This is a genomic window from Shinella sp. H4-D48 (assembly GCF_022637395.1).
Lineage (GTDB): Bacteria > Pseudomonadota > Alphaproteobacteria > Rhizobiales > Rhizobiaceae > Shinella > Shinella sedimenti.
Genome location: NZ_CP093338.1, coordinates 855,175 through 880,814 on the forward strand (window position 1 = coordinate 855,175; position 25,640 = coordinate 880,814).

General features: G+C 62.8%; 24 protein-coding genes. 14 read left to right on the forward strand and 10 right to left on the reverse strand.

Translation table 11 applies throughout. The annotated features are described in order from the left end of the window. Window positions 1-132: 132 nt before the first annotated feature. From MNR02_RS21010 to MNR02_RS21025, 4 genes are read right to left on the reverse strand one after another with little or no spacing between them, the layout of a single operon-like run. Entirely contained in the window at window positions 133-972 is an 840-nt protein-coding gene (locus tag MNR02_RS21010) for an alpha/beta hydrolase (RefSeq protein ID WP_241949210.1), read from the reverse strand. Between the two features lie 18 nt (window positions 973-990). Continuing rightward, window positions 991-2,454, reverse strand: coding sequence for an NAD-dependent succinate-semialdehyde dehydrogenase (locus tag MNR02_RS21015; protein ID WP_241949211.1), 1,464 nt, complete (start codon window positions 2,452-2,454; stop codon window positions 991-993). 17 nt (window positions 2,455-2,471) lie between these two features. Then, the gene (locus tag MNR02_RS21020) at window positions 2,472-3,671 is read right to left on the reverse strand and encodes an iron-containing alcohol dehydrogenase (protein WP_241949212.1); all 1,200 of its coding nucleotides are present in this window, start codon (window positions 3,669-3,671) and stop codon (window positions 2,472-2,474) included. A gap of 21 nt (window positions 3,672-3,692) precedes the next feature. Continuing rightward, a complete protein-coding gene (locus tag MNR02_RS21025) occupies window positions 3,693-4,697 on the reverse strand; it encodes an Ldh family oxidoreductase (protein ID WP_371746767.1) in 1,005 nt (334 codons plus the stop codon). Between the two features lie 72 nt (window positions 4,698-4,769). Between MNR02_RS21025 and MNR02_RS21030 the strand changes: the two genes are divergently transcribed. The 6 genes from MNR02_RS21030 (at window position 4,770) to MNR02_RS21055 (ending at window position 10,514) form a co-directional block, all read left to right on the forward strand. Beyond that, on the forward strand, window positions 4,770-5,483 hold the full coding sequence (locus tag MNR02_RS21030) for a GntR family transcriptional regulator (protein WP_241603401.1): 714 nt from the start codon (window positions 4,770-4,772) through the stop codon (window positions 5,481-5,483). Then, on the forward strand, window positions 5,480-7,072 hold the full coding sequence (locus MNR02_RS21035; RefSeq protein ID WP_241949214.1) for a sugar ABC transporter ATP-binding protein: 1,593 nt from the start codon (window positions 5,480-5,482) through the stop codon (window positions 7,070-7,072). Before MNR02_RS21030 ends, MNR02_RS21035 begins: the two co-directional genes overlap by 4 nt. Next, window positions 7,035-8,033, forward strand: coding sequence for an ABC transporter permease (locus MNR02_RS21040; protein WP_241603407.1), 999 nt, complete (start codon window positions 7,035-7,037; stop codon window positions 8,031-8,033). The genes MNR02_RS21035 and MNR02_RS21040 overlap by 38 nt, the downstream gene beginning before the upstream one ends. Window positions 8,034-8,080: 47 nt before the next feature. Further along, a complete protein-coding gene (locus tag MNR02_RS21045) occupies window positions 8,081-9,049 on the forward strand; it encodes a substrate-binding domain-containing protein (RefSeq protein ID WP_241603411.1) in 969 nt (322 codons plus the stop codon). 63 nt (window positions 9,050-9,112) lie between these two features. Continuing rightward, window positions 9,113-9,700, forward strand: a complete 588-nt coding sequence (locus MNR02_RS21050) for a DJ-1/PfpI family protein (RefSeq protein WP_241603414.1) — start codon at window positions 9,113-9,115, stop codon at window positions 9,698-9,700. A gap of 187 nt (window positions 9,701-9,887) precedes the next feature. Next, complete coding sequence (locus tag MNR02_RS21055) at window positions 9,888-10,514, forward strand: alpha/beta hydrolase (protein WP_241949215.1); 627 nt, start codon at window positions 9,888-9,890, stop codon at window positions 10,512-10,514. Window positions 10,515-10,517: 3 nt separating this feature from the next. On the opposite strand, the gene MNR02_RS21060 is transcribed toward MNR02_RS21055, so the two are convergent. The 3 genes from MNR02_RS21060 to tauA form a co-directional block, all read right to left on the reverse strand. Then, complete coding sequence (locus MNR02_RS21060; protein WP_241949216.1) at window positions 10,518-11,360, reverse strand: ABC transporter permease subunit; 843 nt, start codon at window positions 11,358-11,360, stop codon at window positions 10,518-10,520. Continuing rightward, a complete protein-coding gene (locus MNR02_RS21065; protein WP_241949217.1) occupies window positions 11,357-12,163 on the reverse strand; it encodes a taurine ABC transporter ATP-binding protein in 807 nt (268 codons plus the stop codon). Before MNR02_RS21065 ends, MNR02_RS21060 begins: the two co-directional genes overlap by 4 nt. A gap of 88 nt (window positions 12,164-12,251) precedes the next feature. Then, on the reverse strand, window positions 12,252-13,256 hold the full coding sequence (gene tauA / locus MNR02_RS21070; protein ID WP_241949218.1) for a taurine ABC transporter substrate-binding protein: 1,005 nt from the start codon (window positions 13,254-13,256) through the stop codon (window positions 12,252-12,254). Between the two features lie 466 nt (window positions 13,257-13,722). Here tauA and MNR02_RS21075 point away from each other — a divergent pair, with 466 nt between their 5' ends. Continuing rightward, window positions 13,723-14,190 carry an Rrf2 family transcriptional regulator gene (locus tag MNR02_RS21075; RefSeq protein ID WP_241603430.1) on the forward strand — a complete coding sequence of 156 codons (468 nt, stop codon included), beginning with the start codon at window positions 13,723-13,725 and terminating at the stop codon, window positions 14,188-14,190. A 20-nt stretch (window positions 14,191-14,210) separates the two neighbouring features. Here the strand turns inward: MNR02_RS21075 and MNR02_RS21080 are convergent, their stop codons facing one another. Next, on the reverse strand, window positions 14,211-15,290 hold the full coding sequence (locus tag MNR02_RS21080) for an acyl-CoA dehydrogenase family protein (protein ID WP_241949219.1): 1,080 nt from the start codon (window positions 15,288-15,290) through the stop codon (window positions 14,211-14,213). 255 nt (window positions 15,291-15,545) lie between these two features. After that, a complete protein-coding gene (locus MNR02_RS21085; RefSeq protein WP_305854557.1) occupies window positions 15,546-17,003 on the reverse strand; it encodes an NAD-dependent succinate-semialdehyde dehydrogenase in 1,458 nt (485 codons plus the stop codon). Between the two features lie 263 nt (window positions 17,004-17,266). Here MNR02_RS21085 and hutC point away from each other — a divergent pair, with 263 nt between their 5' ends. After that, window positions 17,267-17,998, forward strand: coding sequence for a histidine utilization repressor (hutC, locus tag MNR02_RS21090; RefSeq protein WP_241949220.1), 732 nt, complete (start codon window positions 17,267-17,269; stop codon window positions 17,996-17,998). A gap of 12 nt (window positions 17,999-18,010) precedes the next feature. On the opposite strand, the gene MNR02_RS21095 is transcribed toward hutC, so the two are convergent. Beyond that, complete coding sequence (locus MNR02_RS21095; protein WP_241603439.1) at window positions 18,011-19,108, reverse strand: histidinol-phosphate transaminase; 1,098 nt, start codon at window positions 19,106-19,108, stop codon at window positions 18,011-18,013. A 139-nt stretch (window positions 19,109-19,247) separates the two neighbouring features. Between MNR02_RS21095 and MNR02_RS21100 the strand changes: the two genes are divergently transcribed. The 6 genes from MNR02_RS21100 (at window position 19,248) to hisD (ending at window position 25,637) form a co-directional block, all read left to right on the forward strand. After that, on the forward strand, window positions 19,248-20,018 hold the full coding sequence (locus MNR02_RS21100; RefSeq protein WP_241949221.1) for an SDR family NAD(P)-dependent oxidoreductase: 771 nt from the start codon (window positions 19,248-19,250) through the stop codon (window positions 20,016-20,018). A 177-nt stretch (window positions 20,019-20,195) separates the two neighbouring features. Next, entirely contained in the window at window positions 20,196-21,344 is a 1,149-nt protein-coding gene (locus MNR02_RS21105; protein WP_241949222.1) for an ABC transporter ATP-binding protein, read from the forward strand. 10 nt (window positions 21,345-21,354) lie between these two features. Then, window positions 21,355-22,470 carry an ABC transporter substrate-binding protein gene (locus MNR02_RS21110; protein WP_241603447.1) on the forward strand — a complete coding sequence of 372 codons (1,116 nt, stop codon included), beginning with the start codon at window positions 21,355-21,357 and terminating at the stop codon, window positions 22,468-22,470. A 65-nt stretch (window positions 22,471-22,535) separates the two neighbouring features. Then, entirely contained in the window at window positions 22,536-23,480 is a 945-nt protein-coding gene (locus tag MNR02_RS21115; RefSeq protein WP_241603450.1) for an ABC transporter permease, read from the forward strand. Beyond that, window positions 23,477-24,277, forward strand: coding sequence for an ABC transporter permease (locus MNR02_RS21120; protein ID WP_241603454.1), 801 nt, complete (start codon window positions 23,477-23,479; stop codon window positions 24,275-24,277). Before MNR02_RS21115 ends, MNR02_RS21120 begins: the two co-directional genes overlap by 4 nt. Window positions 24,278-24,308: 31 nt before the next feature. After that, entirely contained in the window at window positions 24,309-25,637 is a 1,329-nt protein-coding gene (hisD, locus tag MNR02_RS21125; protein WP_241949223.1) for a histidinol dehydrogenase, read from the forward strand. Window positions 25,638-25,640 lie beyond the last annotated feature (3 nt).

The window sequence follows — 25,640 nt, forward strand, 5'->3', positions numbered from 1 at the left end:
TTGACACGACAACGGCGCGCGAAAATCCAGAGAATGGGATTTTCGCGGGGAAAATGCCGGCAACATTTGCAGCTTTGTCGAAAAGGCGCAGGGAAAAGGGGCGGCGCGGCTTTGCCGACCGCCCGGATCGCGTCAGCGCGACGCGACCATATCCGCGATGCGGGCGCCGGCCAGGCCGAGCGGGTCTGCAAGATCCAGCACCACCGTCATGTGGTTGAGGCCGGGCAGCGGGAGAAGCTGCGCGGCCTCGCCCTGGGTATTCAAACGGGATTGGAGCTCCGCCGCTGGCTCCAGGAAGGGCGTCGTTTCCTCGGCACCGAACGCGATGACACGCAGCGGGCAGGCATGCTGGCTTGCCGTCAGAGGCGACCACGCCGACGCTTCCGCGGGCGTCATCTTCGCCTCGTCGCGCAGGAAGCTTCCAGGAATGCCTGAGAGGTCGTAGATGCCGCTGAGCAGGAAAAGCCCTTTCAGGACAGGAAGCTGTGGAGTTTCCTTTTCCCCCGACCCCGTCGCGGCAAGAAATGAGGCGAGATGCGCGCCCGCCGAATGGCCGCTGACGGTCAGGCGCGCGGGATCTGCGCCAAAATCCCGCGCATGCTCCTGGAGCCAGAGTACGGCGCGCCGCACCTGATCGACGAGAACATCGAGACGCTCGCCGGGCATGAGATCATACTCGACAAGCGCCGCGACGCCGCCGGCGGCCAGAACCGGCGCGGCGACGAAGCGATAGTTCTCCTTTTCGCCGGAACGCCAGTATCCGCCATGGACGAAGACATGCAGCGGCGCGCCGGCCTTCGGGCGTTCTGGCAGGATGACGTCCAGTACCTCCCGCGGCCGCGCGCCGTAGCGCAGATCGGCCAGCACATCCGCGTTGACCGAAAATGCCCGGCTGCGCGCGGAAAACTCGGCGGCAATCGCATCGAAATCCGGCACGAAGTCGCGAATGCGGTAGAGATCCTGTGACGTCATCCTCTTGGCTCCCCTGCGTCAGTACTCGACGGCGTAATACTTCGCCTCCATGAATTCCAGAATACCTGTCACGCCGCCCTCACGGCCGAGGCCGCTCTGCTTGACACCGCCGAAGGGTGCCGCGGGGTCCGACATCAGGCCCCTGTTGATGCCGAGCATGCCGCTTTCGAGACGCTTACCGACCTTGAGGGCCCGTTTCAGATCGCCGGAATAGATATAGGCGGCCAGACCATACTCCGTGTCATTGGCAAGGCGAACCGCCTCGTCATCGGTTTCGAACTTGTAGACGGGGGCGACGGGACCGAAGATTTCCTCCCGGGCAATGGCGGCATCGACCGGGACGTTTTCCAATACGGTCGGCGGATAGAAATAGCCGCCTTCCACAAGCGGCTTGCCGCCCGTGGTCGCACGGGCACCCGCGGCCACCGCTTCGGAAACGAGGCGATCGATCTTGCGCACGGCATTCGTCGTGATCATCGGGCCGCATTGCGTGTCCGGATCGTAGCCGGGACCGATCTTGAGCGCTGACATTCGGGCTGTCAGGCCGGCGACAAAGGCATCATGAATGCCGGATTGCACATAGAAGCGGTTGGCCGCAGTGCAGGCTTCCCCGGCATTGCGCATCTTTGCGATCATAGCGCCGTCGAGAGCGGCCTCGAGATCCGCATCGTCGAAGACTATGAAGGGGGCATTGCCGCCGAGTTCCATCGAGCAGCTGACAACCGACTTGGCGGCTTCGGCCAGAAGCGTGCGGCCGACGCCGGTGGAACCGGTGAAGGAGAGTTTTCGCACGCGCGGATCGGCCAGCATGGTATTCGTCACGCCACTTGGATTGGTCGTGGTCAGCACGTTGACGACGCCGGGCGGGACCCCCGCCTCTTCGCCGAGGCGCGCCATGGCATAAGCCGTCAGCGGCGTCTCGGATGCGGGTTTGAGAATGACCGTGCAGCCGGCGGCAAGGGCCGGGCCGATCTTGCGCGTGGCCATGGCGGCGGGGAAATTCCACGGCGTGATCAGCACCGCGATGCCGATCGGCTCGTGATCGACGAGAATGTTGTGCGAGCCCGACGGCGTATGACGGTATTCACCCGGGATGCGCACGGCCTCCTCGGCATACCAGCGGAAGAACTCTGCCGCATAGGCGACCTCGCCGCGCGCATCGGGCAACGCCTTGCCGTTTTCCAGCGAGATCAGCGTCGCCAATTCCTCGGCATGCTTCGTCATGAGCTGGAACCAGCGGCGCAGGATTTCAGCGCGCTGGCGTGCAGGGGTGGCGCGCCACCCGGCAGCAGCGGCCTCGGCGGCATCGACCGCGCGGCGGGCATCGTCGATCGAGGCGTCGGCCACTTCGGCAAGCAGCTTCCCGGTCGAGGGATCGAGAACCGATATGCCGTCGCCCTTGATCCAGTTGCCACCGATATAAAGGCCTTGGGCGTGAAGTGCGGGATCGGCGTAGCCGGAAACTTTGGCGTGGAACGTCATGGCATTGTCCTTTCAGATCAGATCAGGCTGGCGCGGTCGCCGCCATGGGCGGCGGCGACGAGGTTGCGCATCTCCTGCGGGTTCAGCGGGCGGGGATTGTTCTGGATGAGGCGCGCAATACCGGAACTCTGCTCGGCCACCCAGTCGATCCGGTCTTCGGAAAGGCCGAGATCACGCAGGGTGACGGGAATGCCGATCCGTTCGAACAGCGCGGCAAGGGCCGGAATGACGTCCTCGGGGCCGTCGAGACCCGCCGCGTCGGCGATCTGCGCAAGTTCTGGCCCGATAGCCGGCTGGTTCCAGGTCATGACATAGGGCATGAGGCAGGCGACGCCGAGACCATGGGCGGTGTGGGTGAGCGCGCCGACGGGATACTGGATGGCATGGGCCGCGGCCGTACCGGCCACGCCGAAGGCAAGGCCGGCGAGCGTCGCACCGAGCATGACCTTTTCGCGGGCGGCCCGATCGGCGCCATCCTTGCAGGCCGCTTCGAGCCCATGCCAGAGAAGACCGATGGCGCTCAGCGCAAACTGATCGGACAGCGCATTCTTGCCGACGAACACACGTTGCAGCGCAATGCCGGGAACCGGGTCGCGCCGGATCGCGGTGAAGGCCTCGATGGCGTGGGTCAGCGCATCCGCGCCGGCAATCGCCGTCAGACCCGGCGGGCAGGAGAGGGTCAGTTCGGGATCGCAGATCGACACGGTCGGAATGAGATAGGGGCTGGAAATGCCCACCTTCAGGCTGCGCTCGGCATCCGATAGCACGGCGACCGGTGTCACCTCAGACCCTGTTCCAGCGGTGGTCGGTATTGCGATCAGCGGCAGCACCGGGCCCGGCACGGTATGTTCGCCGTAATAGTCCTGCGGCCGCCCACCATGCGCGAGGAGGAGCGCCACGCATTTCGCCATATCCAGGCAGGACCCGCCGCCGATACCGATCACGAGGTCCGGTCGGAATTTAACGGCATTCTCGGCGCTCGTAATGGTCGAATCGACGGGCACATCCGGCAGGGTGGAGCTGTCGATGAGGACCGCGAGGCCCGCGGCCTCCAACTGGCCGACCAGCGCGCGAAAATCGGCGTCTGCCGCAAGGCGCGTGTCGGTGACGACCAGCGCGCGCCGGCCGAGCGTGGCCGCGACGCTCCCGAGCGCATGGCGCTGGCCGGCGCCGAAGAGCAGTTCGCGCGGCGCCCTCAATGTGCCGAATAGGTTCATTCCGTGTCTCCTCCAGTGAATTCAGGCGGCCTCAAGGGCCGTAAGTTGTTCGAAAAGCAGGTGGGGCAGGGTGATGCCCTCGGCCATTGCAGCGGCCCGGCGGCTGCGCGCGCCGTCGCCGGGAACGGCGACCGGTCTTGCAGCGTCGAGCGGGCGGGAGAGCCGCAGGCCGTCGAGATAGGCCGTCAGCGCAGACGCCGCGCCTTTACCGGCCTCCGGGTCGATGAGGATGAGAAGGTCGCCCTTATTGGCAGCATGATCGTCATCGAGCGTGCCGTGCACGTCCGGCGAAAGGGCCGAGCCGGCAAGGGCGGCCACAAGAAGCTCGATGGCCAGGCCCAGGCCATATCCCTTTGCATCGCCGAACGGCGCGATGGCGCCAGTCTGCGCGGCGATGGGATCCGCCGTCGGATGTCCGTCCGCATCCACGGCCCAGCCCAGCGGGATCGGCACGCCACGAAGCGCATGGTTGCGGATCTTGCCCATGGAAACGACGCTGGTGGCGAGATCCAGAACGAAAGGCCGGTCGCCGGAGGGAATGCCGATCGCAATCGGGTTCGTGCCGAGCATGGCCTTTGTTCCGCCGAAAGGATGAACCAGCGCTTCGCTCGTCGACATGACGATGGCGATGAGCCCGTCTCGGGCGGCGGCCTCCACATAGTAGGCGAGCATGCCGATATGGTTGGCGTTGCGAATGGCCGCCACCGCGATTCCCGTTTCCGGCAGGTTCTGCTTGAGGCGGCGCATGGCGTTCATCAGCACAACGGGACCGAGGCCGCGCTCGCCATCCACGTCGAGAAGGGCCTGCCGCGACCATGTGCATGCGCCCTGCGCGCGCCCATCCGCCAGACCTTTCTCAAGGCGTGACAGCAGAAGCGGCAGGCGCTGGAGGCCGTGCGAAGGCAAGCCGCGCAACTCTGCCTCTATCAGAAGGTCGGCTTGCAGGGCGGCGGCTTGGGGCTCTGCTCCCCGGCTGTCGAGCAGCGCCGTCGCCAGGCTGCGGAGTTGATCGGGCATGATCTTCATTTCATATCCTATATCGGATCATATACGATATTGTATTTGACATAGGATATCTTATTTGCAACAAAAGATCGCATGTCAATAAGCAGTCGGAGAGCAAACGTGGCAATTGCAGCGGAGCGGGAAGGCAAGGCGCCGGTCATTCGCCCTATCAGCGTCGTGGAAGGTGTTTATGACAGCATCTACCACCGCCTGATGTCGCTGGAGATTGCACCGGGCGCGCGCATTCCCATCGACGTTCTCTCCCGCGACCTCGGCGTATCGCAGACCCCGATCCGCGAGGCGCTCAGCCGTCTCGAGCGCGAAGGGCTTGTCCGCAAGGAGCATCTCGTCGGCTATAGCGCAGCCCCGCAGTGGACGCGCAAGCAGTTCGAGGACCTTTATGCATTCAGGCTGCTGGTCGAGCCCGAGGCGGCGCGGCTTGCCGTCATCAACATGACGCCCGAAGCGCTGTCGGAGCTGGAAACCTCCGCAGCCGATATGGGCCATGGCGAAGCGCCGGTCGACCGCAACACCCGCTATTCCCGTTTCGCCCGCGCCGATGCGCAATTCCACGACGCCATTCTCAAGATCGCCGGCAACGAGATCATCCGCAGCACGCTGTCGAACCAGCATGTGCACCTTCATATCTTCCGACTGATGTTCCACACGCGTGTCACGCAGGAGGCGCTGGAGGAGCATGAAAATCTGCTCGCGGCCTTCCGCTCAGGCGAACCGCAGGCGGCGTACGATGCCATGCGTATCCACATCGAGCGCTCGCGCGACCGCCTGCTGTCGGCCTTCGAATGAACGCGGTCGTGACCCCTCATCCGGCCGTCGCGCCGGCCAGCACAGCCGCCGCGCTCGGCGCCGAAGGGCTTGGCAAGACTTACGGCCAGATCACCGTGCTGTCGGATGTGACGCTCGACATCCGGCCCGGCGAGGTGCACGCCATCATCGGCGAGAACGGCGCCGGCAAGTCGACGCTGATGAAGCTCCTCTCCGGCCACGTGACGCCGACTGAGGGCAGCCTCTCCATGGACGGCAGGCCCGTTGCCTTCCGCAATGCGGTGGAGGCGGAGGATGCCGGCATCGTGCTGGTTCACCAGGAAATCCTGCTGGCGGCCGACCTGACGGTGGCCGAAAACCTCTTTCTCGGCCGAGAAGTCGGCCGTGGCCTGATGGTCGACGACCGGTCGATGAACCGGCGTACGGCCGAACTTCTTGCAAGGGTAGGCTCGACGGCGCGTCCGCGCGACCGCATCAGCGACCTGCCGCTTGCCCAGCGCCAGCTCGTCCAGATCGCTCGCGCGCTGCTGGATGAGCGAAAGGTCGTGATCCTCGACGAGCCGACGGCCGTGCTGGCGAATGACGAAGTGGCGGCTCTGCTTACCATCGTGCGCAGCCTGCGCGACCACGGCGTCGCCGTGCTCTACATTTCCCACCGTCTTGACGAAGTGCAGGCGCTGGCGGACCGCATCACCGTGCTGCGCGACGGCAAAATGATCGGCACCTGGCCAGCGGCCGGCCTCGGCCAACGCGAAATGGCGGAGCTGATGGTCGGACGAGAGCTGGACATGCTCTATCCGCACAAGCGGCCGCAGACGACGGCCGAACCGATCCTGGAGGTGACCGACCTTGCCGTCGATCACGGCACGGAAAAGGTGTCCTTTAATGTGAGGGCGGGCGAAGTGCTCGGCATCGGGGGCATGATCGGTGCCGGGCGTACCGAACTCATCGAAGGGCTGATGGGGCTGCGCCCCTCGGAAGCAGTGCGCGTCACCGTCAACGGCAAGGAAATCGCCAGCCGCTCGGTGCGCACGCTGATGGAGGCGGGGCTCGTCTATCTGACCGAGGATCGCAAGGGAAAGGGCCTTCTGCTCGAGGAGAAGCTCGGCCCCAACCTCACGCTCCAGGCGCTCGATTCCGTCAATCCGGGCTCCATGCTCGACAAGCGGGCGGAGTTCGCCCGGCTCGAAAAGGCGGTAGCGGACTACGACATCCGCGTGCGTTCACTGCGCCTTGAAGCCGGAAAGCTTTCCGGCGGCAACCAGCAGAAGCTTCTGCTGGCCAAGGTCATGATGGCGGATCCTTCGGTGGTCATCATCGACGAGCCGACGCGCGGCATCGACATCGGCAACAAGAGCCAGATCTACGACTTCATCGACGCAATGGTGCGTGCCGGCAAGGCCTGCATCGTCATCTCGTCGGAAATGCCCGAGCTGGTCGGCCTCGCCGATCGTGTTCTGGTGATGCGGGCCGGCCGGATCGTCGCCGAGCTTCGCGGCAATGACATCAATGAGGAGAATGTCGTCTACGCGGCCACGACGGGTGGCGGTGCGGACGGCGGGGAGGAAGACCATGACCACCGCAGCGACCATAACAATCCCGCCGGCTGACGACGCCGCCCGCATTCGCTGGGCCGATCTCGCACCCTTCATCGCGCTTGCGCTGATCGTGCTGTTCGGCGCGCTGGTGAACTCCAATTTCGTGTCGTCGGCGAACCTGATCAACGTGATCACGCGCAGCGCGTTCATCGCGATCATCGCCATCGGTGCAACCTTTGTGATCTCGTCGGGCGGGCTGGACCTGTCTGTCGGCTCGATGATGGCCTTCGTCACCGGGATCATGATCATGGTGATGAACCATCTGGCGCCCAACTTCGGCGCCTGGGCCATACCGATGGGCGCCGCGGTCGCGCTGGTCGTCGGGTCGCTTTGCGGCCTCTTCAACGGATTGATCGTGACGGTCGGGCGCATCGAGCCTTTCATCGTGACGCTCGGCACCATGGGCATCTTCCGCGCCTTCATCACCTTCATGACGGACGGCGGTTCGCTGCCGATCGACCGCAGCCTGCGCGAGGCCTATCGCCCGGTCTATTTCGGCAGCCTGTTCGGCATTCCCTATCCGGTGCTGATCACCTTCGTCGTCGTGCTCGTCGGGGCGTTCCTGCTCTACAAGACGAAGTTCGGCCGCCGTCTGACATCGGCGGGCTCGAATGTCGAGGTCGCGCGCTTTTCGGGCGTCAATGTCGCTGCCGTGCGCACCATGGCCTACGTCATCCAGGGCATCTGCGTGGCCGTCGCCGCCATCTGCTACGTGCCGCGGCTCGGCGCCGCGACGCCCACCACGGGACAGCTTTGGGAATTGCAGGTCATCACGGCTGTCGTCATCGGCGGAACGTTGCTGCGCGGAGGGCGCGGACGCATCGGCGGCACCGTCGCCGGCGCGCTGATCCTCGAGGTCATCGCCAATGTCATGGTCCTGTCGGACATGGTCTCGGAATACCTGGTCGCCGCCGTTCAGGGCGCGATCATCATCATCGCCATGCTGGCGCACCGCTTTACCGCCAACCGCTGATCTCGGCCCCAGGTCGAGACCGGCACTGACTTCAAAAGGAGGAGAAAATGAAGTCTATCATGCAGAAAGCCGCACTGTTGCTGTCAACAGTTGCACTGACGATCGCCCTGCCGCTCGGCAGCGCACAGGCCGAAGACGCCAAGGTAACGATCGCCGTTTCGATACCGGCGGCGACCCACGGCTGGACGGGGGGCGTGGTCTACCACGCCGAGCAGGCCGAAAAGGAAATCGAGGCCGCGTTCCCGAACATCGACGTCGTCCTGTCCACGGCATCCTCTGCAACCGCGCAGGTTTCCGCGCTGGAAGACCTCTCGGCGAGCCGCAAGCTCGACGCGCTCGTCATCCTGCCCTTCACGTCGGAGGAACTGACAGGGCCGGTCGAGCAGATCAAGCAGAAGGGCACCTTCATCTCGGTCGTCGACCGCGGCCTGACGGACCCGGCGGTGCAGGATCTCTATGTCGCCGGTGACAATATCGCGGTGGGTGCCAACACCGCGCACTGGCTGGTCGACAAGCTCGGCGGCGAAGGGCAGATCGTCGTGCTGCGCGGCATTCCGACTGTCATCGACGACGAGCGTATCAAGGGCTTCTCGGATGTCATCGCCAAGTCCAACATCAAGATCCTCGACATCCAGTATGCCAACTGGAACCAGGACGAAGCGTTCAAGCTGATGCAGGACTATCTGGCGAAATATCCGAAGATCGATGCCGTCTGGGCCAATGACGACGACATGCTGCTCGGCGTGCTCGAGGCCGTCGACAATGCCGGCCGCAAGGACATCAAATATGCGCTCGGCGGCAACGGCATGAAGCAGGTCATCGAGATGGTGAAGGAGAAGAACGAGCGCACACCGATCTCGACACCCTATCCGCCGTCGATGATAAAGTCGGCCATCTACATGACGGCCGCCCAGTTCGCAGGACAGGCGCCGATGCGCGGCTCCTTCCTGCTCGGCGCGCCGCTCATCACGCCGGAGAATGCGGACCAGTTCTACTTCCCCGCATCCCCGTTCTGATCGCAGACCCGTGCCCGGCTTCGGCCGGGCACACCACGACAACCACGTACAAGGAGACAAGACATGAGCGGCAAGAAAATCCTCATGCTGACCGGCGAATTCACCGAGGAATACGAAATCTACGTCTACCAGCAGGGGATGGAGGCTGTCGGCCACACGGTGCACGTCGTGTGCCCGGACAAGAAGGCCGGTGACCGCATCAAGACCTCGCTGCACGATTTCGAAGGCGACCAGACCTATACCGAAAAGCTCGGCCACTATGCCGACATCAACAAGACCTTTTCCGAAGTGCGCGTCGAGGAATATGACGCCGTTTACGCCGCCGGCGGACGCGGCCCGGAATATATCCGCACAGACAAGCGCGTGCAGGACATGGTGCGCCATTTCCACGAGACCGGAAAGCCGATCTTCACCATCTGCCACGGCGTGCAGATCCTGATGGCCGTGCCCGGCGTGCTGAAGGGCAAGAAGGTCGCCGGCCTCGGCGCCTGCGAGCCCGAAGTGACCGCCGTCGGCGGCATCTATATCGACGTAAAGCCCACCGAGGCCTATGTCGATGGCAACATGGTCTCGGCAAAGGGCTGGACCGGTCTCGCCGCCTTCATGCGCGAGTGCCTGAACGTGCTCGGCACGAAGATCACGCACAGCTGATCGCCCGATCGGTACGCACACCCCGGGTTCAATGCCCGGGGTTTTGCCGTTTGCTGCCTCGTCACAGGCTAAGCCATTCTGCAAGGAAATTCTATGGATTTGCAGGACAATAGGAGGGACTTTCTTATCTTTCGCGGCCTTCGCGCGCATCATCGCAAGCATTCCGATTTGCGAAGGAGATTGCGCGATGCGCTCGATCGATATTCCGCTAGATACGCTGATCCTGCCGGGCCTCAACGGTTCGCCGGAGGCCCACTGGCAGCGGCACTGGGTGCGTGATAATCCGCAAAGCCGCGTGGTCGAGCAATATGACTGGACCTGCCCGGAGCGACAGAGCTGGCTCGGCCGTGTGGAAGAAGATATCGAGCGGGTGGGCCATGACGTCTGGCTGGTCGCCCACAGCCTCGGCTGCGTGCTGGCCGCGCATCTCGCACAGAGCCCCATCGCGTCCCGCATTCGCGGTGCGCTGCTCGTCGCGCCCTGCGACCTCGACACGACGGAAACGATGCATCCCTGTATCATCCGGTTCGGCACGATGCCGACAGCGCGCCTGCCGTTCCCCTCTCTTGTCGTCGGCAGCCTGAACGATCCCTACATGCCGGTCTCCCGGCTCAAGAAGACAGCGGACGACTGGGGCAGCGATCTGATCGATATCGGCGAGGCCGGCCACATCAATATCGCGAGCGGCTTCGGCCGCTGGGCTGCGGGCTACGACTTCCTCGAACTTCTGAAAGAACGTGCGGCCTTCGCCGCAACGAAAGACGGCCGCCTGTTTTCGGCGGCCGTGTCGAATACCGGACTGATGCTCAATTGAGCATCAGCGATGCGCCGCCCACGGCACCAGCCGACGCTCGATCAGCCGCGCGAGGAATTCCAGCAGGATAGCGATCAGGGCGATCACGACGATGCCGGCAATCACGATATCGGTGACGAGAAACTGCGCGGCCGACTGGATCATGAAGCCGATGCCGCTCGTTGCGGCGACAAGTTCAGCCGCGACCAGCGTCGTCCAGCCGGCGCCGAGCGCGATGCGCACGCCCGTCAGAATCGACGGCACGGCGCTTGGGAGGACGACCTCGGCCAGCACCTGCCGCCTTGTGGCGCCAAGCGAGCGCGCCGCGTTCACGTGATCCTTCGAGACGGAGCGCACGCCGGCGGAGGTCGAAAGAATGATCGACGGCAGCATGGAAAGCGCGATCACCGTGATCTTCGACGCCTCACCGATGCCGACCCAGATGATGATGAGCGGAAGATAGGCAAGCGGCGGCAGCGGGCGCAGAAATTCCACGATGGGATCGAGAATGCCGCGTCCGACGCGACTGGTGCCGATGGCGATACCGGCGGGTATGCCGATCAGGATCGATGCGATCAGCGCGCCGAAGATGCGGTAGAGACTGGCGCCGACATGCTCGGCGAGCGTCGCATCGACGAAGCCCGTCACAATGAGATTGTAAAGCGCAATGACGACCTGCCGGGGCGAGGGCAGGAAGACGGGCGAAACGAGCGCATAGTATGACGCCAGCGCCCAAACGCCGATGATTGCTGTGATTGTAATCGCGGAAATGACGGCGACGGGAACGGGACGTCCGGCCGACGCCTTTTCTCCGATTTCAGCGTCGGTCGCGGGGGCGAGGGTTTCGATATCGGTGGAAAATGTCATGCCGCGAGCTCCTCGTCGTCACCGGAATGGATAAGGCCGGTCAGCCCGGCGTGCATGCGCTTGAAGAGCGGCGAGGCTTTCACGGCCGCGACAGAAGCGCCCGCGCGCACCTCGGCGTTGAAGCCGGCCTCGATTTCGGCGGTAAGGCGGCCCGGATTGGGAGACAGCACGACGACACGTGTGCCGAGCAGCAGCGCCTCCTCGATGCTGTGGGTGATCAGAAGCGCGCCCGCACCGCTTTCGGCCTTGATGCGCAGCAGGAATTCCTGCATGCGCGTGCGGGTCAAGGCATCGAGCGCGCCGAGTGGTTCGTCCAGCAACAGGAAGCGCGGTTCGGCCGCGAGCGCCCGCGCGATGCCGACGCGCTGGCGCATCCCGCCCGACAGTTCCCAGATGTTGCGGTCGCCGGCATCCGCCAGTCCGACACGGTCGAGCAGCGCCTGCGCACGCGCGCGCCGCTCCGCAAGCGGCACACCTTTGAGTTTGAGAGGAAAGGCGACATTGTTGAGCGCATCGAGCCAGGGGTAGAGCGCATCGTCCTGGAAGACGACAGCGCGGTCGGCACCCGGCCCGCGCACCGGCACGCCGTCCACGGTGATCGTACCTGCGCTCGGTGCCAGGAAGCCGGCCGCGAGGTTGAGCAGGCTTGTCTTGCCTGAGCCCGAGCGGCCGATGACGGCCACGAGTTCATCCGAGGCGACCTGCAGGTTGATGCCGTCGAGGACACGCTTTTCAACCGCGCCCTTGCGGCCCGGCTGCGGCGGATAACGCAGCGACACGTCGCGGAATGTCAGGATGCTCATGAAACCTCCGGAAAGGAAAGGGGTTCAGCCGGTGGCCCGGCGGCGCATTTGCGCGACCGGGCCATCTCCGCCGCAGGATTGTCGCGCGTCAGTTGACGAGCTTTGCCGCATCCGTCACCCAGCGGGTGGAGACGTAGGGCTTGTAGTCGGACAGCGCGGCCGGGATCTTGCCCTGCTCCAGCAGGAAGGCCGACGTATCGGCCACCGCCTTCACCGTTCCGCCACCCAAAAGCGGCTCGCCGGCCTGCTCTTCGAGCGTCGGGAAAATATAGCCCTTGAGCAGGGCGGGGACCTCATCCTGCTTGGCGCCGGTGAGACGGGCGATCTTTTCGGCTTCCGGCGACGTGGCGTTCCACGCATCCGGGTTGGCGCGATAGGCCGCCGTCGCGTCGCCAGTCACCTTGACGAAGGCCGTCACGACATCGGGATGTTCTTCCGCAAACTTCTTGCTGACGATCCAGGCGTCGAAGGTCGGGCCGCCCCATTCGGCGACATCCGCGGAGGTCGCCAGCACCTTGCCGCTCTTTTTCAGCTGTGCCAGCACCGGATCCCAGACATAGGCGCCTTCGATATCGCCGCGTTCCCAGGCGGCTGCGATTTCCGGCGGGCGCAGGTTGAGGATCTCGACCGACTTGGGATCGACATTCCAGTGCTTGAGCGCGGTCAGGAGGCTGTAATGCGCGGTGGAGACGAAGGGCGTCGCGATCTTCTTGCCGACCAGGTCTTCCGACTTTTCGACCGACTTGACGGCGAGCGCCTCGGCTTCGCTGATCAGCCCGACGACGAAGATCGCCTCGATGGGCAATTCACGGCTTGCTGCGGCCGCAAGCGGCGAAGAACCGACATAGCCGATATCGAGCGAGCCGGATGCAATCGCGGCGATGACATCGGCACCGCCGTCAAACTTTTGCCAGTTGATCTTGGCGCCGGTCGCCTTCTCGTACGTGCCGTCGGCCTGCGGTACACGCGAGGGCTCGACAATGGGCTGATAGCCGATATTGAGCGTCACATCGGCGGCGTGGGCGGTGCTGAACGACGTCGCCATCGCAAGGGCGGCGGTGGCGGCCAGCAGGGTCCTGCGGGTAATGGTCATGGTCCTCTCCTCAAATTGCCGTCGCCCTGTCTTTGCGGGCCGGTCACTCAAAGCTACATAATCAATAATTTTAGTAGAGAAATTTTCGCCTCAATCTTGATGGCTAGCCGCGATTGCTTTTGCGTTTTGCACGCGCGCCGTGAAAACCGGGTCGAGCAATGCTTATGACGGCGCAACGGCAGGCATCAGGCGGCACCGGCCACGGGAAATCGCCAAAGATGGTGCCGAATGGGCACGGATCGCATGAAAACGACCTAAGAGCTTGACACAAGCACCAATTTTCTTGCGGCCCATGCCGTAAATAAATTATACCGTTTTTATATGTTTTTCGCACTTCGGTGCCTAGAATGAGCCGGAATCACCCGTCAACGGGGAACCGGTCGATCTTCCCGAAGACGACGAGGAAACGCGGCGTGCGCGAACATGCGGCACGTGACGCATAGGTGCTGATGGAAAGCAGGCAAGAATGCTGACGAAAAAGGGAAAATACGGTCTGAAGGCCCTTGTGGACCTCGCACGGCTTCAGCCGGGCGAAACGGCTTTCGTCAGCGAAATCGCTCTGCGCAACAATATCCCGAAGAAGTTTCTCGACACGATCCTTCTGGAACTGCGCAATGCCGGCATGCTGCGCTCCAAGAAGGGCCCGGGCGGCGGTTATTCGCTCTCACATCAAGCATCCGAGATTCGTATCGGCCACGCAATCCGCGTTCTCGACGGCCCGCTGGCGCCCATCCGCTGTGCCAGCCGCACGGCCTATGAGGCCTGCGAGGACTGTGCCGATCCGGAGACCTGTCAGGTCCGCCGCGCCATGACGGATGTCCGCGACGCCATCGCTTCCATCCTAGACACGATGACGCTCGAGCAGTTCGTTGCGGTGCCGGGCGCCGCGGCGATCATCGAGGACGAAGATGGGCGCGAGCAGCTGGTTGGCTGATTAGGACGGCGGAGCTGGCCCTAATCGTCCCGCGGCGCGCCGTTCCTGTGCGCGTCGATCGTGATCCGTCCGCTTTGCTGCAACGCTTCCATCGCCTGAGCGGTGAGTTGAACATCGGCCGGAGGCTCCTGGCCGGCTGATGCAGCCACATGCGCCACCGCCTGAGCGGAGGCCAGCGCGGACGCGGATGCCTGAAACGCGTTTATCCGATGCTGATCGGCGAGGCCGATCTGTGCCGCGTCAATGGCACGCCCTGCATCCGCGATGATCGCTTCCGTGGCGGCAAGGCGGGAGGTGAACAGCCCGACCGCAAGAGGATCGGAGTCGCCCGCATCCAGAAGCCGTTCCAGAACGCCCCTCGCAGCGCCCAGCCGGCACGCCGCCTCCAGAAGCAGGCCGAGCGAACGGGGAACCCCGACGGACGCAGCGTCGCCCGTCGCCTGAAGCAGGAAATCCGGTTCCGTCGCGACATCCTTCAACAGAACATGTTCGGCCGCCTGCGCGGCTCCCGGCGCGGGCTCGCAGGTATTTGCAACAAAATGCACACCCTCGGAGCGAACGGGCAGCAGAAGCTTCACAGCCCGGCCGCCGGTCTGCACGGGCAGCAGCATCCAATCGGCATGGCGGGCGCACGGCGTGCAGAACACTTCACCGCCGAGCCGCAAGGCAACGCCATTCGAAACGAGCGGCAGGGCTTCACCCGACCGCGCGGCGCCCTGCGCGACACGTGCCCCGGCAAGCGCGGCGGCGAACACGGTCTTTCGTTGCCCCTCCGTTCCATGACTGCGCAGACATTCCAGCCCGACGAAATGCGCCGCCAGGATTTCGGCAAGCGGGGCGGAGCGCGCCGCAGCCTCCCAGCAGACCGTCGCAAGCACGGTGTTGGAGACATCGATGCCGCCATTCTCGGTGGGTACGGATATGCCGAAGAGGCCGGACCGCGAAAGCAGTTCCAGCCGCAACTCGGCCCTGCCGGGCTCACTGGCGGCACCGCCGAACACATCCGCAAGGGTGCGGATGATCGTTAAGGCCTCGTCCTCCGTGCCGATGACGGCTGCCGGGTGCGAGGGATGGTCGAGCGTCGACGAAATCGTACCCATGTCGTCTGCTCCTTGCCGAAGGTGGTTTCAGGTCGCACAGGTTAACGCGGGTAAAAAATCACATTCTATAGATACTGTATAGATTCTTTTCGACGGCTTCAGAAGCAATCCAGCCGCAGCGCCGTGCCGTCTTACGCGTTTCGGCGGGCAATCCACATTCTATCGGCTTTGCCAGCGCTGAATTTTGACATCCGCGCGCATGCCGGTCTCACCTGACGGAAGGAAACAGGGCAGGGTGCCTGCTGACCCCGTCCGTCAAATCCCGCCCATGCAGAGATACTTCATCTCGAGATAATCCTCCAGCCCGTGGCGGGAGCCTTCGCGGCCCATGCCCGACTGCTTGACGCCGCCGAAGGGCGCGGCTTCGGAGGACATGCGCCCGGTATTGATGCCGACCATGCCGTATTCCAGCGCCTCGGCGACCCGCCAGACGCGGCTGAGGTTCGAGGCGTAGAAATAGGCCGCGAGCCCGTAGATCGTATCGTTCGCCTCCCGCACGACGGCGTCCGCATCCTCGAAACGGATGATCGGGGCGAGGGGGCCGAAGGTTTCCTCCTGAGCAACGCGCATATCATGCGTGACATCGGTCAGGACCGTGGGCGCATAGAAGGTGCCCACGCCGTCAGCCCGCCGGCCACCGCAATGAATGCTTCCGCCCTTGGCCACGGCGTCGGCGACATGCGCCTCGATCTTGGCGAGCGCGCGGTCATCGATCAGCGGTCCGATCGAGACGGCCGGGTCGAAGCCGTCGCCGACCAGCAGCGTCCCGACACGCTCGGTGAACTTGCGGGCGAACTCGTCATGGACGCCGGCCTGGACATAGAGCCGATTGGCCGAAACGCAGGTCTGCCCGGCATTGCGGAACTTCGCCTGGATGGCGCCATCGACCGCGGCATCCACATCCGCATCGTCGAAAACGATGAAGGGTGCATTGCCGCCAAGCTCCAGGCTGAGCTTCTTCACCTGGTCGGAACATTGTCGCATCAGCAGGCGCCCAACCTCCGTCGAGCCGGTGAAGCTGATCTTGCGCACCTTCGGATGACTGCAAAGCTCGCGGCCGACCGCATCGCCCTCCGACGCATAGATGAGATTGACCACGCCCTCTGGGAATCCGGCCTTCTCGGCAAGCGCAAACATGGCGCCGGCAACGAGCGGCGTCTGCTCGGCGGGCTTCAGGACAACCGTGCACCCTGCTGCAAGTGCCGGCGAAATCTTGCGCGCCACCATCGAGGCCGGGAAATTCCAGGGCGTGATGGCGCCCACGACGCCGATCGGCTGCTTGATGACCATCATGCGCCGGTCCCGCGAAGGGGCCGATATCGTTTCGCCGTAGATGCGGTTCGCCTCTTCGGCATACCATTGCAGGTAGGCGGCGGCGTGCGAGACTTCGGACTTCGCTTCTGCAAGCGGCTTGCCCATCTCGGCGGTGAGAATGATGGCGAGATCGTCGGTATGCTGCACGATCAGCTGGTGCCAGCGCCACAGCGTATCAGAGCGCTCGCGCGCGGTCTGCGCGGCCCATTCTGTCTGTGCGACGGCGGCCCGCTCGATAGCCGCCCGCGTTTCGTCCGCGCCCATATCGGGAAGCGTTGCGAGGACCTGCCCCGTTGACGGATTGAACACCTCGAACGTTGCCGCGCCTGCGCCATCGGCAATGGCCTGGAACAAGGCCGGATTTTCCAGCCGACGAACGAGATTTTGCGACAGGCCCACCTGATTTCCTCCCCGGAAGAACGCGTATCAAGACAAGATCAGATACGGGCGAGCCCAGTTGTCCGCAACCCGTCTTTCTGTCACAGAGGCAAGTTCTTCCATAGGAAGGTGAGTGCGCCTTGAGACTAATCTCGCCGGATGGCGCCGCATGATCTGCGCCCGGCTGGAACGGGCTATATGCGCGTATTAATTGCTTGGCGCGCCAGATCACTTCGTGCCATTGAACGTTACAGTTGTCGCAGCGTTAAACGTATGGTCACCGAATGAAGCCCAAGAAATCTTCCGCTGCCAGCCTGCACCAACAGATACTGACCGACATTGAAAAACGCATCGTGTCCGGCGATTGGCCGCCGGGCTTCAAGCTTCCGTTCGAGGTCGACCTTGCGAAGTCCTATAACGTTTCGCGCATGACCGTGAACAAGGTGCTGACGAGGCTGGCGGACGCTGGCCTGATCGAGCGGCATCGCAAGACGGGCACCTTCGTGAAGCAACCGAACGCGCAGGCTGCCATCCTCGAAATCCATGACATCGAAGCCGAGGTCCTCGCGCTCAAGCAGAAATATGCTTTCAAGCTTGTGGACCGATCGGCGCGCAACGCGAATGAACACGACCTGGCGCGTTTCGGCTTGTCGAAAAACATCGACGTGGAGGAAATCGCCTGCACACATTTTGCCGGCGATGCGCCGTTCTGCTGGGAGCATCGGCTGATCAATCTCGACGTCGTGCCGAAAGCCCGGGCAGTCGATTTCACGCACATTCCGCCCGGACAATGGCTGCGCCTGCAGGTTCCCTGGACGACGGCGCAACACAAGATCTATTCGATCGCCGCCGACGCTGACATCGCCCGGCGCCTCGACATAGCCAAGGGCTCGCCATGCCTTGTGGTGGAGAGGCGAACATGGAGCGACCAAGGCCCAGTCACCGTCGTCCGCTTCACCTATCCTGCCGAAAAGCACGCTGTCGTGGCGACCTTCACGCCGGCCTCGTCTGGCTGACGGACAGGCTCCTTATTGCGGAAGAGACGCGAGAAAATGATCGTTCTCGGATGCGAGGCCCATGCTGACGCGCACGAACGTTTCGAAGCCTTCTTGCTTCCAGGGTTTCGTGATGACGCCCTTGCCGAGCAGCATCTCGCCGAATTGCACAGCGTTACCGCCGCAATCGAAGAACAGGAAATTGCCGCGCGATGGCGCAACCCGGTAGCCTCGGGAAACGAGCACGCGTTCGACACGCTCGCGTTCACGGATCGCAAGGTTGACGGTCTCTTGAAGATGCGTGTCGTCATCGAGCGCGGCGAGGGCAGCGGCCTGGGCGATGGCGTTCGTGTTGAAGGGCGTGCGGGCGCGGTTCAAGTAGTCCGCCATCCGCCGGTCTCCGGCGATCGCGAAGCCGATCCTGAGCCCGGCAAGCCCATAAGCCTTTGAGAAAGTGCGAAGAATGACCCAATTCCTGGAACTGGCCTTGAGGTCCTCGAGCGCCGAAACATAGTCGGGGCCTTCGGCATATTCGACATAGGCCTCGTCGATCACCAGAAGCGTCTCGTCGGATACCGCATCAATGATCTGTTGCATGCCCTCGCGGCGCAGCCACGAGCCGACCGGGTTCATCGGGTTGGAGAACATGATCATGCGCGGCGCGCGCTGGGCCGCGGCCAGAAGAGCCGGGAGATCGACTTCAAGATCCGGCCCGATCGTGATGCGTTCGACATTTCCGCCCATCAGGACGGCGTAGTCCTCATGGAGGGGAAAGGAGGGGTAAAGCGTCGTAACCACGTCGCCGGCGCGAACCGTCGCCCGGCAGATCACGCCGATGAGATCCTCTGACCCGTTGCCAAGCACGATCTGTTCAGGCGCCACCCCGAACCTGGCGGAAAGCGCCTCACAGAGCGCGCGGCCCTGCGGATCCGGGTAAAGGCGGAAAAGATCTCCGGATGATGTGAGGCAATCGGTGACGTTCCGCGATGCGCCAAGCGGGTTCTCGTTCGACCCGAGCTTGGATATGGTCTCCACTTTATAGGTGGAGCGCACTTCCGCCAGGGTAAGGCCTGAATTATAGGGCGGAATTCGCTCCATTTCGGTTCTTACGGGAAGTACGCGCTCGCTCATATCGGGGCTCCTCATCTTGTGTGTGGAGCATAATGCACGGATCACGCCTTATGTATAGACATGAAGAACACAAAGAACATGTATAGACATATTTTGGAAATGGTGTTTCATTGTGACTGATCGACGCAGGGAGGCGCTTATGGGCCGATCGATATTCTCGCTAACGGGCAAGGTCGCGATCGTGACCGGCGCAAGCCGCGGACTGGGACAAGCCATTGCCGTAGCGCTGGCGGAGGCGGGCGCCGACCTGTTCATCACTGCGCGCAGCGAGGCCTCTCTCGTTGAGACACGAGCCAAGGTCGTGGACCGGGGCCGCAAATGCCATGTGGGAGCCCAGGACGTGCGGGATCTCACTTCCATCGCCACCACCGTCGCGCGCTGCCGGGAAGTATTCGGGCGGATCGACATCCTGGTAAACAATGCCGGCTTTGAGAATGTCAGCCCGTCCGTCGATGTGGACGAGGCCCTCTGGGATGCCATCGTCGATACCAATCTCAAGGGCGCGTTCTTCTGGTCGCAAGCGGTGGCGCGGGCGCTTTCGGAGCAAGGGGAAGGCGGAAGCATCGTCAATCTCTGCTCGCTGACATCCTATGTAGGCATTCCGACCGCTGTTCCGTACACATCTTCCAAATCCGGTCTGTTGGGCATGACGCGGGCGCTGGCGTCAGAATGGGCGACCGCAGGCATCAGGGTGAACGCCATAGCGCCGGGCTATTTCCGCACCGCCATGACGGACGATTTCTATCAGGACGCCAACTGGCAGGACCGAATGATATCGAAAATCCCACAGCGGCGCTTCGGGAAGGATGATGATATCGGCGGCGCTGTCGTGTTCCTTTGCAGCGAGGCATCCGCCTATGTTACGGGGCACTGCATACCGGTAGACGGCGGCTTTCTCGCTTCTATTTGACCGGGAAAAAGCAAAACAACGGGCTTAAAGTTCGCAATTGCACAAATTTTATGCATCGGCGAAAACAGCTTAAAAGATTGACACATGGAGGCTATTTATGTATATACATGAATAGCCGACCTCTTACGGCAGCCACATCCCGAGGGCTTGAATGAAAAGAATATCAAGGGGGACTGAATGAACCTTTCAAATGGTGCGCGGGAGAGCGCAGCCGCGCAGGCCGCCGTTTCAGTCAAGAATGTCAGCATGCGCTACGACGATTTCTACGCCGTCCGCGATGCTTCCTTCGACGTCCCCAAAGGCAAGTTCCTGACTATCCTTGGACCTTCGGGCTCGGGCAAGACCACGCTGCTCCGGCTGATTGCAGGCTTCGGCAAGCCGACCTCGGGCGAAATCTTTATCGGCGGGCAGCCGGTCAGCGCCGTGCCACCACACAAGCGCGTCATCGGCATGGTTTTCCAGAAACTTGCCCTGTTTCCGCACATGACGGCGGCACAAAATGTCGCCTTTCCGTTAAAGATGCGCCGGCATGATGCCCGCACCATCGCCGATCAGGTGGAACGATATCTCGAACTGGTCAAACTCGGCGGCTTCGGCTCACGCCGCATCCATGAGATGAGCGGCGGTCAGCAGCAGCGCGTCGCTATCGCCCGCGCCCTTGTCTTCGAACCCGACCTGCTCCTTCTCGACGAACCGCTGGCAGCGCTTGACGTCAAGCTGAGGGAGGAGATGCAGCTCGAATTCCGCCGCATCCAGAAGGAGCTTGGGGTCACGACGATCAACGTCACGCACGATCAGCGGGAAGCAATGGTGGTTTCAGACGAAGTGATCGTGATGAATGACGGCCTGATCCAGCAGCGGGCGAACCCCGTCACGGCCTACCGCACGCCGCAGAATGCGTTCGTCGCGAACTTCATCGGCGTCACCAATTTCCTGGAAGGACCCGCCACCTCCGTTTCCGGAAACGAGGTGGCTTTTCGTTGCGCGGGACACGAACTCAGCGGCATCTCCGTCGGCTCAGGCCCGGAAATCAAGGCGGGAATGTCCTGCTCGGGCGCAATCCGTGCCGAGCAGATCCGCGTCGCTGCGGCGCCCGAAAAACTGGCTGACCTGACGTTCCGCTTCACGGGCGAAATCATCGACGCTATTTTCGAAGGTGAGCGGATGGTCTACGAGGTGAACGTTGCCGAACTCGGCGGCGTGTCCTTCCGAGTCTTCGACCACGATCCCATCGGTCACACGCAATTCCTGCCGGGCGAGAGGGTCCTTGTCGGCTGGAATCCCAAGGACATGCACGTCTTTGGCAATAACCATAGCCCGAATTGAGGAGAACAGCATGTCCGACCAAAAACTTCTCTCGATGCCCGTGAGCCGTCGTTCGGTTCTCGGCACGATCGCCGCTGCGGGGGCAGCCACCGTATTTTCTCCGCTCGGCGCCACACGCGTCTTCGCGCAGGAGCCGGAAAAACCATCAGAAATCATCGTTCGCGCCTGGGGCGGAAGCTGGGTCGACAGCCTGAAGGCAGGCGTGTCCGACAGCTTCACCAAGATGACGGGTATCGCCGTTCGTCATGATCTGACCGAAGATAATGAAATTCAGCCGAAGGTCTGGGCCGCTGTCGCGCAAAAGCGTGTACCGCCGATCCACGTCAACTGGGACACCACGACGAACGCCACCAAATCGGCGCTGCGCGGCGTGACGGAAGACCTTTCCGACCTGCCCAACCTGAAGAACACCACCGATCTGGCAAAGCCGGTTGGCCTGGATGGCTATCCGATCGTCAACACCTATGGCTACGTCTACGTTCTGGCCTATCGCCCCTCAGCATTCCCGGACGGTCCGCCGACGTCGTGGAAGGATCTGCTCGACCCGAAGCTGAAGGGCCGCATCGCGCTTTACAACGACGGCATCGGGTTCCACTTCCCGGCCCAGGTCGCCGGCGGCGGCAAGCTCGAGGACATCCCCGGCAACATGCAGCCGGCCTGGGATTTCATTGCCAAGATCAAGGAACAGCAGCCGCTGCTCGGTGAAGACCCTGACTTCACGACTTGGTTCCAGAAGGGCGAAATCGACGCCGCCTGCACCATTTCCACGAATGCCCGTGAAGCCAAGAAGAACGGCATCGAACTCGCATGGGTCGTGCCGGAGGAGGGGGCCAAGTTCGATACGGACGGTCTCTGGATCCCGAAGGGCCTCCCGGAGAACGAGCTGTACTGGGCCAAGCAGTACATCAACCACGCACTTGACAAGGAAGCGCAGCAGGTATGGCTCGACGGGCTCGGGCTCCCTGGCGTGGTCCCAGGGCTCACGCCGCCTGCCGACCTCGCGAACGATCCGTCCTATCCGACGACGGAAGAAGCCTTCAAGCATTTGATCCGCATCTCGTCCAAGGTGCAGGTCGAAAACGAAAGCGTCTGGTTCGCGAAGTTCAAGGAAATCATGCAGGGCTGATCCTGCGCGACCCGCCGCCGGCCGACCTTGCCGGCGGCGGGGCTCTTTCAACAAGGTAGACCGTCATGCGAAACTCCCGTGTCGCATATCCTCTGACGTGGCGCGTCATGGATATGCTCGAGAACGTCTGTGCCCGCATCTGGCCCGCGAGCCTGCACAGGCTGCTGCCCTATCTGATGCTTCTCCCCGCCGTGGTGCTCGTCGGATTGCTCGTGCTCGGCCTTTTCCAGATCGGAGATGCAAGCCTACGCGTTCTCGACACCAGCACCTTCCTGTTTTCCGAAGATTACAGCCTGGAGAACTACAGGCAGGCAATCACCTCGGGCTTCTTCGCCGTCGTGGCCAGCCGCAGCCTCATGGGGTCGGTCATCGTCACCGTCATCACGCTGCTTTTCGCCTTGCCTTACGCCTATTTGATGGTCCGCACACAATCTTCCGGGCTGCGCAAATTCCTGCTCGTCGCATTGTTTCTTCCATTCTTCATCGGTCAGGTTGTGCGCGCATACGGCTGGCTGATCATCCTTGGCAACCAGGGCATGGTGAATGAAGCGCTTGGCCTCGTCGGTGTGCCGCCGGTGCGCCTGCTCTACAACTATCCAGCCGTGCTCTTCGGCCTCATCCAGTACATGCTGCCCTTCGCGGTACTGATGCTGGCCCCGGCACTGACGGCCATTCCCGAGGAGTTGGAATCAGCCGCCGGATCGCTCGGCGCCAACTGGGTACGCACTTTCCGGCATATTGTACTCCCGTTGGCGCGACCGGGCCTCGTCGGTGCGGGACTGGTGGTCATGACGCTTTCGCTCACGGACTTCGCCATCCCGGCGATCCTCGGCGGCGGCTCGCAGGACTTCATCGCCAACGCCATCTACGACCAGTTCTTCCGCACGTCCAACCAGGGTCTCGGAGCCGCACTCTCGCTCATGCTTGTTGCCGTCGGCTCTATCATGGTGGGCGTGGTCTTTGCCGTGTTCGGCGCAGGAACGCTTGCCATGACGGGAGGCCGCAAATGATCGGCAGCCGCAGCAAGACCATCGTCATATGGACGTTCGTCGCAATCGCCCTGATCCTGCTCTCAGCCCCGACGATTGTGGTTCTCGGCGCGTCCTTCACCGCCGGAAATATGATTACCTTTCCACCGCAGGGCCTTTCCGTGAAATGGTACGGCGCGATCCTTGGCGCCTCTGACCTGCGGCAGGCCTTCATACGCTCCCTGATCGTCTCGGCGATCTGCACCGTCGTCTCCATTCCGGTTGGCACGCTCGCCGGGATCGCACTCGCGAAGTACAAGGTGCGTTTCGAGAAGGCGATTCAGATCTACCTGCTGCTGCCCTTCACGATCCCGCTGATCGGGTCCGGCATCGGCATGATGCTCGTGTTCGGCAATATGGGCGTGCTCGGCCAGCTCTGGCCGGTCGGCATCGCCTGCTGCGTAATCAATTTGCCCTTCATGATCTGGGCGGTTACGGCCAGTGCGAGCAACCTGAACGAGGACCTTGAACTTGCAGCCGCCAATTGCGGCGCACCGCCGCTCCAGCGCTTCCTTTATATTACGCTGCCTGCCGTGCTGCCCGGTGTGATCACCGGCTCGCTGTTGATGTTCATTCTCGCGCTCAACGAGTTCCTGGTCAGCCTGCTTCTCGTGGACGCGCGAAGCGTCACACTTCCCGTGCAGATCTACAACTCGATCCGCTCGATCATCACGCCCGATCTTGCCGCAATCTCGGTCGTGTTCATCGTCTGCGCCGGCATCGCGATTACGCTGCTCGACCGGCTCGTCGGCCTCGATATCTTCCTCAAATCCAAATGACCCCGTCCGTCGGAATCAAGGTGAAAACGAAATGACCAATGTCTCCTTCCATGACTATGCAAGGCTCAACGCCGAGCAGAAGGCAGCCCTTCTTCGTCGCTCAGAAACCGATATTTCCGGTTTCATCGAAAAGGTGCAGCCGATCATCGAAGCGGTCCGAACGGAAGGCGATGCCGCCGTCGCTCGCTTCGGCCGCGACCTCGACAAGGCCGATATCACCGAGAAGGACATCAAGGTCACGCCCTCGGAGTTCGACGATGCCTTCAAGAAGGTCGATGCCGACGTCATCAAGTCGATCGAGTTCGGCGTCGAGAACATTCGCATTTTCCATGAAGAGCAGAAGCCGGAAGCCATGTGGCTGAAGGAAATCCGCCCAGGCGCTTTTGCTGGCGACCGGTTCACGCCGATTTCCTCTGTCGCGCTCTATGTCCCGCGCGGCAAGGGCTCTTTTCCCTCCGTCACCATGATGACTTCGGTACCCGGCGTCGTCGCCGGGGTTCCGAACCTTGCCATCGTGACGCCTCCCGGACCTGACGGCACCGTCGATGCCGCCACGCTCGTGGCCGCCCGCATCGCCGGCGTGGAAACAGTCTACAAGGTCGGCGGCGCGCAGGCCGTGGCCGCCGTCGCCTACGGGACCGAAACGATCAAACCGGCGCTCAAGATCGTCGGCCCCGGCAGTCCCTGGGTAGTGGCTGCCAAACGCCTGCTGGCCGGCGTCATCGACACCGGCCTGCCCGCAGGCCCGTCAGAAGGCATGATCTTCGCCGACGACACCGTCAACGGCGGCCTCGCAGCGATGGACCTTCTCATCGAAGCCGAGCACGGCCCCGATTCTTCCGCCTATCTCGTCACGCACAGCCGTCGTGTCGCGGAAGAAGCGCTCGCTTCCCTTCCGGACCATTGGTCGCGCATGACGGAGCAACGTGTGGGCTTCTCCACCACGGTTCTGACCGGAAAGAACGGCGGGATCGTCCTTACATCGTCGCTCGAGGAGAGCTACGAATTCGTCAACGCCTATGCGCCGGAACATCTGGAAATCCTCTCCGAAGACCCGTTCGCCCATCTCGGCCATATCACCGAGGCCGCGGAGATCCTCATGGGTCCTCATACGCCAGTCAGCATCGCCAACTTCACACTCGGACCAAATGCCGTTCTGCCGACGAGCCGCTGGGCGCGCACCTTCGGGCCGCTTTCGGTGAATGATTTCGTCAAGCGCAGCTCTATCGGTTACGTCACAAAGAGCGCCTATCCAATGTTTGCCGGCCATGCCCACAAGCTGGCGGTCTACGAAGGGTTCTCGTCGCATGCCAACGCCGTGTCGCCACTGCGTGAACAGTACCTGACCAAGAAGGGCTGAGCC